The sequence below is a fragment of the Streptomyces cahuitamycinicus genome (assembly GCF_002891435.1).
GTDB classification, from domain to species: Bacteria; Actinomycetota; Actinomycetes; order Streptomycetales; family Streptomycetaceae; genus Streptomyces; species Streptomyces cahuitamycinicus.
Map to the genome: position 1 here is coordinate 1 of NZ_POUC01000393.1, position 7505 is coordinate 7505.

Consider the following 7505-nt stretch of genomic DNA (forward strand, 5'->3'; position numbering starts at 1 on the left):
CCCATACCCGGCGGCCCCCGGCGTGACGAGCGTTACCCCGACCACCCCGGCTCCACCCTGGACGTGTCTCGATACTCGCCGGTATCTTTTGCTGAGCAAGCGCTTAGACATGCGAAGTCGTGGAGGTGGCGGCGTGCGCCGTACGGTGTTCAACGAGGATCACGAGGCGTTCCGGGAGACCCTTCGCGCCTTCATCGAGGCCGAGGTCGTACCCGTGTACGACGAGTGGTTCGCAGCGGGCCAGGCGCCCCGTGACTTCTACTACAAGCTCGGTGAGCTGGGCATCTTCGGCATCAACGTCCCCGAGGAGTTCGGCGGCGCCGGTCTGGACAGTCACAAGTTCGAGGCCGTCCTCTACGAGGAGACCGCTCGCGCGGGCGTCGCCTTCGGCGGCTCCGGCGTGCACGTGCTGCTCGCCCTGCCGTACATCAAGATGCTCGCCACCGACGAGCAGAAGAAGCGCTTCCTCCCGAAGTTCGTCAGCGGCGAGGAGATGTGGGCCATCGCGATGACGGAGCCGGGCACCGGCTCCGACCTCGCGGGCATGAAGTCCACCGCCAAGCTGAGCGAGGACGGGACCCACTACGTCCTCAACGGCGCCAAGACCTTCATCACCGGCGGCGTGCACGCCGACCGCATGATCGTCTGCGCCCGCACCTCCGCCCCGACCGCCGAGGACCGCCGCCACGGCATCTCCCTCTTCGCCGTGGACACCAAGTCCGAGGGCTACTCCGTCGGCCGCAAGCTCGACAAGCTCGGCCTAAAGACCTCCGACACCGCGGAGCTGGCGTTCGTCGACGTCAAGGTGCCCGTCGAGGACCTGCTCGGCGAGGAGAACAAGGGCTTCTACTACCTCGGCCACAACCTGGCCTCCGAGCGCTGGGGCATCGCCTTCGGCGCCTACGCCCAGGCCAAGGCCGCCGTCCGGTTCGCCAAGCAGTACGTCCAGGACCGCACGGTCTTCGGCAAGACGGTCGCGTCCTTCCAGAACACCAAGTTCGAGCTGGCCGCCTGCCAGGCCGAGGTGGACGCCGCCGAGGCCGTCGCCGACCGCGCGACCGAGGCCCTGGACGCCGGCGAGCTCACCCCCGCCGAGGCCGCCTCCGCGAAGCTGTTCTGCACCGAGGTCGCCCACCGCGTCATCGACCGCTGCCTCCAGCTGCACGGCGGCTACGGCTTCATGAACGAGTACCCCATCGCCCGCCTGTACGCGGACAACCGCGTCAACCGCATCTACGGCGGCACCAGCGAGATCATGAAGTCGATCATCGCGAAGAACATGGGGCTGTGAACCGGCCGTAGTCATTGGCCGGTACAACAGTTGCCATGAGCAATGCACTCCAGGACCTCCTCGATCTGCTCGACCTCGAGCAGATCGAGGAGGACATCTTCCGCGGCCGGTCCCGGTCCGCCGTCGTCCCGCGGGTCTTCGGCGGGCAGGTCGCCGCCCAGGCGCTCGTCGCCGCCGGGCGCACGGTCCCCGAGGACCGGCCCGCGCACTCGCTGCACGCGTACTTCCTGCGCCCCGGCGACCCCGGCGCGCCCATCGTCTACACCGTCGACCGGATCCGCGACGGCCGCTCCTTCACCACCCGCCGCATCGTCGCCGTCCAGCACGGCAAGCCGATCTTCCACCTCTCGGCGTCCTTCCAGACGCATGAGGACGGGCTGGACCACCAGGAGCCCATGCCGGCCGCGCCCGATCCCGTGACCCTCCCGACCAGCGAGGAGCGGCTGCGCGGGTACGGGCATCTCGATCCCGTCGTGGTGGAGAAGTTCGCCGAGGCCCGTTCCGCCGTCGACCTCCGGTACGTCGACGAGCCGCCCTACGGGAAGTTCGGCGAGCCGCGCGAGCCGCACTCGCAGGTGTGGTTCCGCACCAACGGCAAACTGGGCGGCGCGGTCGACGAGCCGCTGCTGCACGTCGTCCTCGCCACATACGTCTCCGACATGACGCTGCTCGACTCCGTGCTGCTCGCGCACGGGCGCGGCGGCTGGGCCGTCGGGGACGTCGTCGGGGCCTCGCTCGACCACGCGATGTGGTTCCACCGGCCGTTCCGCGCGGACGAGTGGCTGCTGTACGACCAGGAGTCCCCGTCCGCGTACGGCGGCCGGGGACTGGGGCAGGCGCGGATCTACACGCAGGACGGGCGGCTGGCCATCACCGTGATACAGGAGGGCGTGGTCCGCGTCCCGCGCGAGCCGGGCCCTAGCTGAGGCCCGCCTCCGACAGCAGGTACGCCGTCATCGGGTCGTAGTGGCGCGGGCTGACCACGTGGTCGTCGAGGGGGACCGTCACCTGCACGGTGCCCTCGGCCTCGGCGATGAAGAGGGCCGGGTCGTTGCAGTCGGCGTAGCCGACGGAGTCCACGCCGTGCTGCCCCGCGTAGCCCGCCCAGCCGTGGTCGGCGACCACCAGGTCGGGCAGCGGGCGGCCCTCGCGCTCCATGGCCGTCAGGATCGCCTTCATCGGTTCGCCGGAGTGGGTGTGCCACAGGGTGGCGCCGTGCTCCAGCACCGCCACGTCCGCGAACTGCATGACATAGCCCTCCTCCGTCGTCAGCCCGTCCGGGATGACGACGATCTCGCAGCCGGCCGCGCGCAGCGCCGACGCGGTCGCACGGTGCACGTCGAGGAGGCCGCCGGGGTGGCCGGTGGCGAAGAGGACGCGCTGCTGCCCGTCCGCCGCCTTGCGCAGCCGCCCGGCCATCCGCTCCAGGCCGTCGACGGTCAGCTCCGGGTCGATGGTGTCCTGGCCGTACCGGTACTCGGGGTCGTCGTTCACGCCGACGCGCTCCGCCATCACAGCGAGGACGTCCTGCTCGTCGCTCCAGCGGTCGCCGAGTTCCAGCCCGAACCAGTAGTGGCGGTCGCTGTTCGCCAGCTTGCGGTAGTGGGAAAGGTTGTTCTCGCGGGGAGTGGCGACGTCGCCCGCGATGCGCGTTCTGACGAGGTGCTCGACGAGTTCGGCGCGGCTGGGTGTCCCGGATATCGGCATGACATCCATTGTGAGGCAGCCGACTGCGGGCGTCCCCGGCGTATCGAGCGCTGGGACGTGCGTCACGTGCTCAGAGGGACGCCGCTCACGTACTCAGATCCGCACCCCGCAGCTCCCGCTCATCCACGCCGATCCTTCCATACCTTCGCGCTGCGGTGTACGAAATGTACATGTCGCAGTCGTTGGCGGGTGCCTAGTGTCGACTGGAGTGGTCGCCCCAGATTCTGGCGGATGTGCTGGGACTGAATGTCGTCGCTCGGGGGCTACGGCGCCGTCGGCTTGATGGCGTGGCCGACCGGCGTGGCCGTCCTCGCCGCCTGGCGCGAACGCGTCGCCGGGCAGGCATTCGACCCGCGTCCGAGCCGGTCCCGGCTGCCCGGTAAAGTCGTACGACAAGCAGTACATACGCGATGAAGCGTAGGAAAGAAGGCATTCCTCCATGAGCAGCAACGAGACTCCGCGCGGGCCCGTCGACTCCTCCCGCGTTCCGCGGTACGCGGGACCGGCGACCTTCGCCCGGCTGCCCCGGCTGGACGAGGTCGGCCGGGCCGATGTCGCGGTGGTGGGCGTGCCGTTCGACTCGGGCGTCTCGTACCGGCCGGGCGCCCGTTTCGGCGGCAACGCCATCCGTGAGGCGTCCCGGCTGCTGCGCCCGTACAACCCCGCACAGGACGCCTCCCCGTTCGCCCTCGCCCAGGTCGCGGACGGCGGCGACATCGCCGTGAACCCGTTCGACATCAACGAGGCCGTCGAGACCGTCGAGGCCGCCGCGGACGACCTGCTCGGTACCGGCGCCCGTCTGATGACCCTCGGCGGCGACCACACCATCGCCCTGCCCCTGCTGCGCTCGGTGGCGAAGAAGCACGGCCCGGTGGCCCTGCTGCACTTCGACGCCCACCTCGACACCTGGGACACCTACTTCGGCGCCGAGTACACCCACGGCACCCCGTTCCGCCGCGCGGTCGAGGAGGGCATCCTCGACACCTCCGCCCTGTCCCACGTCGGCACCCGCGGCCCGCTCTACGGCAAGCAGGACCTGACCGACGACGAGAAGATGGGCTTCGGCATCGTCACCTCGGCCGACGTCTACCGGCGCGGCGCCGACGAGGTCGCCGACCAGCTCCGCCAGCGCATCGGCGACCGCCCGCTGTACATCTCCATCGACATCGACTGCCTCGACCCGGCCCACGCCCCCGGCACCGGCACGCCCGAGGCCGGCGGCATGACCTCACGCGAGTTGCTGGAGATCCTGCGGGGCCTGGCATCCTGCAACCTGGTGTCGGCCGATGTCGTCGAGGTGGCTCCCGCGTACGACCACGCGGAGATCACGTCGGTCGCGGCCTCCCACACCGCGTACGAACTCACCACGATCATGTCGCGCCAGATCGCCGCGGCCCGGAAGGACTCGGAAGCCACGTGACCCACGACCACGACCTGGTACTGCGCCCCACGCCCGCCCAGACGGAGGCCGCCCTGAACCCTCCTCCCGGCCGCAGCGGCGGAGACCTGGTCGTGGAGACGCTGGCCGGGCTGGGCGCCACGACGGTGTTCGGGCTGCCCGGCCAGCACGCCCTCGGCATGTTCGACGCGCTGCGCCGCTCGGACCTGAGGTACATCGGCCTGCGGGTCGAGAACAACGCCGGGTTCGCGGCGGACGCGTACGGCCGGATCACCGGGGAGGCGGCGCCCCTGCTGCTGTCGACGGGGCCGGGCGCCCTGACCTCCCTGGCCGCCCTCCAGGAGGCGGCGGCGGCCTCCGCGCCCGTGCTGGCGATCAGCAGCCAGGTCCCGACGGCGGGCCTGGGCGGCGGCCGGCACGGCTACCTCCACGAACTCCCGGACCAGGCCGCCTCGTTCCGGGGCGTGGTCAAGTCCGTGCACACCGTCCGCGCCCAGTCCCAGATCCCCTCGGCGATCGAGGCGGCCTGGAAGTCCGCGCTGAGCGCCCCGCACGGCCCGGTGTGGGTGGAGATCCCGCAGGACGTGCTGCTCGCCGAGACGGCGATTCCGGTCGTCACGGGCGGCGACGCCTTCCCCGAGGAGCTGCCGCCGCGTCCCGAACTGACCGCCGTGGCCGCCGACCTGCTGTCCAGGGCCGCCCGTCCGGCGATCATCGCGGGCGGGGGAGTGGTCCGGGCGGACGCCTCCGGCAAGCTGAGGCAGCTGGCGGAGCGGCTCCGGGCGCCGGTCGTCACGACACCGGGCGGCAAGGGCGCGTTCCCCTGGAAGCACCCGCTGTCGCTCCAGTCGTGGATCGAGGACCGGCACACCACCGACTTCCTGGAGGACGCCGACGTCCTGCTGGTAGTCGGCTCGGGCCTCGGTGAACTCTCCTCGAACTACCACACGTTCAAGCCCCGCGGCCGGGTCGTCCAGATCGAGGCCGACCTCGGCAAGCTGGAGTCCAACCACCCGGCCCTCGGCATCCACGCGGACGCCCGCCTCGCGTTGCAGGCGCTGCTGGAGACGGTGACGCCCCGCGAGGACGCGACGGCCGCGGACCGGGTCCGGGAGGTGCTCGCGAAGGTCGGCGACCGCATCGCCGCCCAGGAACTCACCCTGGAACAGGACGTGCTGGCGTCCGTCCGCAAGGCGCTCCCGGCCGACTCCCCGTCCTTCTGGGACATGACGATCCTCGCCTACTGGGCCTGGTCGGCCTTCGACGCCAAGGGCCCCAACCACATGCACTCCGCCCAGGGGGCCGGCGGCCTCGGCTACGCCTTCCCCGCGGCCCTCGGCGCGGCGGCGGCCGACCCGACCCGCCCGGTCCTCGCCGTCTCCGGCGACGGCGGGGCCCTGTACTCGATCGCCGAGCTGGCGACGGCCCGCCAGTACGACCTGGACGTCACCTGGCTGATCGTCGACGACGGCGGCTACGGCATCCTGCGCGAGTACATGACCGACGCGTTCGGCGAGGCGACCGCGACGGAACTGACCCGGCCCGACTACGTGGCCCTCGCGGAGTCCTTCGGCGTGCCCGGGGTACGGACGACCCCGGAGAACCTGGAGCAGGACCTCGCGAAGGCGCTACAGGCGAGCGGGCCCTCGGTGGTCCTGCTCCCGGCCGTGCTGCGGATGTTCGCCCCGACGCACCTGGGCTCGGACTGATCACCCGATCGGCCGGGGCGACAACCTCCAGGGGATATGTTCCGTGAGGCCGCAGGCGTCCCGGCGGGGCCGATGTCAGACGCGGCCATTACTCTGAGCCCGGAGAGGAGGACAGTGTGCTGCTACGGTTCCGCGTCGCGAACGTACGGTCCCTGCGAGACGAGCAGGAGCTGTCCTTCGTCGCGCCTGGCGACGAACAGGGCGGGTCGGCGAAGCCGGTGGATCTCGCAGGCGGCGGATCCGTCTCCGTTTTCCCGCTGATCGGCATTTTCGGGGCCAACGCCTCCGGCAAGTCGAACGTGCTGACCGCGATGACGGACATGCGCAATGCGGTCCTCAACTCCTACGCGCACTGGGCCTCATACGACGGCATTCCGCGCCAGATCTTCTCCCTGGACCCCAAGAGCGAGAGCGAACCCTCCTTCTTCGAGGTCGACGTCATCATCGACGCGGTCCGCTGGACGTACGGCTTTGAGCTCGGCGCCACCCGAGTCGAGTCCGAATGGCTGCACAGCTACCCGCGCGGACGCCGCCAGGAATGGCTCGACCGCGACGCCTCCCGGCCGGATGTCTTCAAGTGGCCCGGTGGACGGGTCAAGGACCGTTCCCAGCTCGTACGGCGTACGCGGCCGAACGCACTGTTGCTCTCCACGGCCGGCACGGACAACCACCCGCAGCTCTCCCCGCTGTTCCACTGGTTCCGCCGCAACTTCTGGATGATCAGCCCGGAGGTCGAGCGGGACGAGCGCGCGCGGTACACCACGAAGGAACTGTCCGGTCCGAGGGCCGCCAGGATCCAGGAGTTGCTGAGGGTCGCCGACCTCGGCATCACCGGAGCGACGGTCGTCCAGGAGGGCTCGGGCCAGGACACGGTGAAGCTGACGCACCACTCGGCTGCCGGGGACGTGTCCTTCGACTGGCGGGAGGAGTCCTACGGCACCCGGTCCTGGTTCGCCCTCCTGGGCCCACTGCTCCTCGCCCTGGACGAAGGCGCGGTCCTCCTCGTCGACGAACTCGACGCCAGCTTGCACTCCCGCTTCGCGGCCGAGGTCGTCCGGCTCTTCCACGACCCGTACGCGAACCCCAAGGGCGCCCAGCTGATCTTCACGTCGCACGACGCGACGGTGCTCACCACCCCGAGCGGCGAGCGGCTCCTCGACCCGGCTCAGGTGTGGCTGACGGAGAAGGACAAGGACGGGGCGACCGAGCTGTATCCGCTCACCGATGCGGAGCCGGGCGAGGGCGAGGACCTCACGCAGTCCTATCTCGCGGGGGCCTTCGGCGGGGTTCCGGCTCTTCTGGAGGGGCAGATCGCGCGGCGGCTGCTGGTGGCGCGCGAATCCGGTATGTACGACGAGACAGGCGAGCGAGCGGACGGGGCGGGGCGCGACTGATGGGG

The 7505-nt window shown here is 70.7% G+C and carries 6 protein-coding genes; 5 read left to right on the forward strand and 1 reads right to left on the reverse strand.

Going from position 1 to position 7505, the window contains the following annotated elements; translation table 11 throughout:
• Positions 1-133 precede the first annotated feature (133 nt).
• The gene (locus C1J00_RS34335) at positions 134-1291 is read left to right on the forward strand and encodes an acyl-CoA dehydrogenase family protein (RefSeq protein ID WP_102912870.1); all 1158 of its coding nucleotides are present in this window, start codon (positions 134-136) and stop codon (positions 1289-1291) included.
• A 35-nt stretch (positions 1292-1326) separates the two neighbouring features.
• A complete protein-coding gene (locus C1J00_RS34340) occupies positions 1327-2217 on the forward strand; it encodes an acyl-CoA thioesterase (protein WP_102912871.1) in 891 nt (296 codons plus the stop codon).
• Here the strand turns inward: C1J00_RS34340 and C1J00_RS34345 are convergent.
• A complete protein-coding gene (locus C1J00_RS34345) occupies positions 2210-2998 on the reverse strand; it encodes a phosphatase (RefSeq protein ID WP_102912872.1) in 789 nt (262 codons plus the stop codon). The two genes, C1J00_RS34340 and C1J00_RS34345, sit on opposite strands and share 8 nt — an antisense overlap.
• Before the next feature lie 439 nt (positions 2999-3437).
• On the opposite strand from C1J00_RS34345, the gene speB reads away from it, so the two are divergent.
• The 3 genes from speB to C1J00_RS34360 all read left to right on the forward strand — a co-directional run bounded on the left by speB (position 3438) and on the right by C1J00_RS34360 (position 7500).
• A complete protein-coding gene (gene speB, locus C1J00_RS34350; RefSeq protein ID WP_102912873.1) occupies positions 3438-4418 on the forward strand; it encodes an agmatinase in 981 nt (326 codons plus the stop codon).
• Positions 4415-6106 (forward strand): thiamine pyrophosphate-binding protein, encoded by a 1692-nt coding sequence (locus C1J00_RS34355; RefSeq protein WP_102912874.1) that lies wholly within the window; start codon positions 4415-4417, stop codon positions 6104-6106. The genes speB and C1J00_RS34355 overlap by 4 nt, the downstream gene beginning before the upstream one ends.
• Positions 6107-6222: 116 nt before the next feature.
• Positions 6223-7500: an AAA family ATPase gene (locus tag C1J00_RS34360; protein ID WP_102912875.1), complete on the forward strand. Its 1278-nt coding sequence runs from the start codon at positions 6223-6225 to the stop codon at positions 7498-7500.
• Positions 7501-7505: the final 5 nt, after the last annotated feature.

Bases quoted from the DNA above. Each gene is read 5' to 3' on its own strand.
- C1J00_RS34340 (WP_102912871.1), top strand. From the start codon at position 1,327: ATGAGCAATGCACTCCAGGACCTCCTCGATCTGCTCGACCTCGAGCAG.
- C1J00_RS34345 (WP_102912872.1), bottom strand. From the start codon at position 2,998: ATGCCGATATCCGGGACACCCAGCCGCGCCGAACTCGTCGAGCACCTC.
- speB (WP_102912873.1), top strand. From the start codon at position 3,438: ATGAGCAGCAACGAGACTCCGCGCGGGCCCGTCGACTCCTCCCGCGTT.